The following is a 3,026-nucleotide window of genomic DNA, read 5'->3' as shown; positions in this document are numbered from 1 at the left end:
CCCAGCCCACCGATGAGGTGGTATGCCGCGTCGCCGCCGCCGGCGCCCGCGCCACCCCTGGCGGGCCCTCAGCCCTACACCCCAGCCCCGCCGAACCGGCTCGCCCTCGCGATCCTGTGCACGATCTTCTGCTTCACACCGTTCGGCATCGTCGCGATCGTCAAGTCGACGTCCGTCAATCCGCTGTGGGCGCAAGGTCGCTGGGGCGAGGCGTGCCGCGCTTCCCGTTCGGTCAAGAGCTGGTGCATCCTCGCCGCCCTCGCGTGGCCCGGTTCAGCCCTCCTCTTCGCATGCACCGGCATGCTCGGGCGGCTCTGACCCAACGGCGAGCCTCGTCAGCCGACGGGGATCGTCCCCGGGCGGGTGCAGACGAGCTCGTCGCCCTTGGGGGCCGCGGAGGGGGCCTGGACGACGCCACCTCCGACCGCGGCGGGCCTGGCCTGCCCAGCACGGTCGTCGACCTGCACGCAGAGCTGCCACTGCTTCACGCCCGGGTCCACGGCTGTGCGTGGGGCCTCGAAGGAGTCCCCCGGCACGTCCAGCTTCGGCGGCGACGCGGCATACGCCCTCCCACGCAGGCTGGCACCGGGGGCGATGACGTGCCCGCCCATGACCGGGGCAGCGGCGAAGCGGACGTTCGGGGCCGTTGCGAAGCCCTGCTTGCTGAGGCGCAGCACTCCCGACAGCTCGTAGACCCAGGCGTGCGTGACGTCGACGTCAGTGGGGAGCGTGGCGCTGCCGAGGTCCTGCGGCACGACGTCGAAGGCGAGGAGGGGCTGAGCGCCGGTGTTGGTCACCGTGTAGTCGACAAGGAGGCCCCCGGCGGCCGCGGTGGCTGCCTTGGGGCCGTCCGGCGCCATCGTCGCCTCCAGACGCACCGCTCCCGAGGTGACCGTCTGGGCCATGGGGACGGCCCCACCCGCGGACGTGGGCGTGCCCGGGGACGGCGTCGCCTGTCCGCAGGCGCTCGTGGCGAGCACCGCTGCGAGGGCGAGCGCCGGGACGGCACGGACCGGACCGCGCGGGGCGTGGGGTGTCGAGGAGGTCATGATGGGGAAGACAACCACGGGGAGCGGATCGTTGCAGCCCGAGGTGAACTCGGGTGGGCCTGAGCGAAACCTGCACGTAGCCGCGGAGCCCGCTGACAGTTGCACCAAGAGGGGGCGCAGTTTCGGCAAACAGTCCTTAAACGAGGCGTCTGGCAGCCCTACGCCGCTTCAGCCGGGCGTACTTTTGCCCCGGCCCTGGAGCGTTGCGCCAGGCACGCGCCGGCCGATTCCCGCCCGTCAGAGGAGCCTCCATGAAACGTTCCGTCCGTCTCGCCCTCGCCGGCGTCGGGGCTGCCGCCCTCGTCGTCCCGGTGGTCGCCACCGCCGGTGCCGTCAGCGCCCACCCCGCCCCGACGTCCCGGATCTCGTCGTCCAAGACGTCGACCCCCATCAAGCACGTCGTCGTCATCTTCGGCGAGAACGTCTCCTTCGACCACTACTTCGCGACCTACCCCAAGGCCGCCAACATCCCCGGCGAGACGCTGCAGGGCTCGACCACCCCGGCTCCGACCTTCACGGCGGCGCACGGCACGCCGCGTGGCATCGCCACGCTGGCGCACGACCGCCTGCTCGCTCCGAACAACCCCAACTCGGTGCAGCCGCAGCGCCTGACGCCCGGCCAGGCCGTCACCTGCGACCAGGACCACACCTACACGAACGAGCAGAAGGCCTACAACGCCGGAGCGATGGACAAGTTCGTGGAGTTCACGAGCAAGGACGCCTGCACCGCCCCGGCATTCGGCCGGACCGGCCTCACGATGGACTACTACGACGGCAACACCGTCACGGCCATGTGGAACTACGCGCAGCACTACGCGATGAGCGACCACGCCTTCAGCACGACCTTCGGACCGTCCTCCCCGGGCGCGATCAACCTCGTCTCCGGGCAGACGCACGGGGTCAAGGAGTTCAACGCCGACGGCACCCCGGCGACGACCCCGGCCGCCGGCGACTACACGGTGCGCTTCCCCGACGCGCACGGCGTCGGCACCATGACGGGCGACCCCGACCCCGTCTACGACGACTGCTCCAACAACAGCCACGCGAAGAGCTACACGCTGGCCGCCATGACGGGCCGCAACATCGGCGACCTGCTCAACGCCAAAAAGGTCTCGTGGGGCTGGTTCCAGGGCGGCTTCACGCCGACGACCGCCGCAGCCGGCGGGGCGCCTGCGTCGTGCCTCACCATGCACAACAACGTCGCGGGGGCGAGCTCGACCGACTACAACCCGCACCACGAGCCCTTCCAGTACTACGCGTCGACGGCGAACCCGCACCACCTGCCGCCGGCGAGCGCTGCCGAGATCGGTCATGACGGACAGGCGAACCACCAGTACGACATGTCGTCCTTCGACCAGGTGGTCGGCACCGACAACCTGCCGGCGGTGAGCTTCCTCAAGGCCCCGAACTACCAGGACGGTCACGCGGGCTACTCCGACCCCCTCGACGAGCAGCACTTCGTCGTCAAGGAGATCAACGCCATCCAGAAGTCGAAGCATTGGAAGGACACCGCCATCGTCCTGGCCTACGACGACTCGGACGGCTGGTACGACCACGTCGCGGCGCAGGTGAAGAACGCCTCGAACACCACCGACGACGCCGCCTTCTGCACCCAGGCGGCGGCCTCGGGAGTGCCGATCGCGAAGGGCTACCAGGACCGCTGTGGCCCCGGCCCGCGCCAGCCGCTCGTGGTCATCTCGCCGTTCGCGAAGACGAACTACGTCGACCACCACCAGACCGACCAGGCCTCGATCCTGCGCCTCATCGAGGACAACTGGGGCGTCGGCCGCATCGGTGACGGCTCCGCCGACGCCTGGGCAGGGTCGATGCGCGGCCTCTTCTCCTTCGACGAGTCGCAGGCCCCGCAGGTCATCCTCGACGAGACGAACGGCACGGTCACCTCGGTGCACCGGAGCCGTCACGAGGACTGACCTCTCCGAGAACCCCTCGGACGGGAGGGCGCGCCGGGTCACCCGG

At 70.4% G+C, this 3,026-nt stretch carries 3 protein-coding genes; 2 read left to right on the top strand and 1 reads right to left on the bottom strand.

All coding sequences use genetic code 11. The features are described 5' to 3' along the window. Positions 1–318, top strand: a 318-nt coding sequence (locus AC1DP0_RS20330) for a CD225/dispanin family protein (RefSeq protein ID WP_478088103.1), incomplete at its 5' end; no start/stop codon positions are given. A gap of 17 nt (positions 319–335) precedes the next feature. On the opposite strand, the gene AC1DP0_RS20325 is transcribed toward AC1DP0_RS20330, so the two are convergent. Continuing rightward, complete coding sequence (locus AC1DP0_RS20325) at positions 336–1,067, bottom strand: hypothetical protein (protein WP_478088101.1); 732 nt, start codon at positions 1,065–1,067, stop codon at positions 336–338. Between the two features lie 233 nt (positions 1,068–1,300). On the opposite strand from AC1DP0_RS20325, the gene AC1DP0_RS20320 reads away from it, so the two are divergent. Continuing rightward, positions 1,301–2,980: a phospholipase C gene (locus AC1DP0_RS20320; protein WP_478088099.1), complete on the top strand. Its 1,680-nt coding sequence runs from the start codon at positions 1,301–1,303 to the stop codon at positions 2,978–2,980. The last annotated feature ends 46 nt before the right edge of the window (positions 2,981–3,026 follow it).

Source organism: Terrabacter sp. P5_B1, assembly GCF_056400505.1.
The sequence above is the reverse complement of the archived record's forward strand: the minus strand, read 5'-3'. Positions and strand labels throughout refer to the sequence as shown.

Bases quoted from the DNA above. Each gene is read 5' to 3' on its own strand.
- AC1DP0_RS20320 (WP_478088099.1), top strand. From the start codon at position 1,301: ATGAAACGTTCCGTCCGTCTCGCCCTCGCCGGCGTCGGGGCTGCCGCC.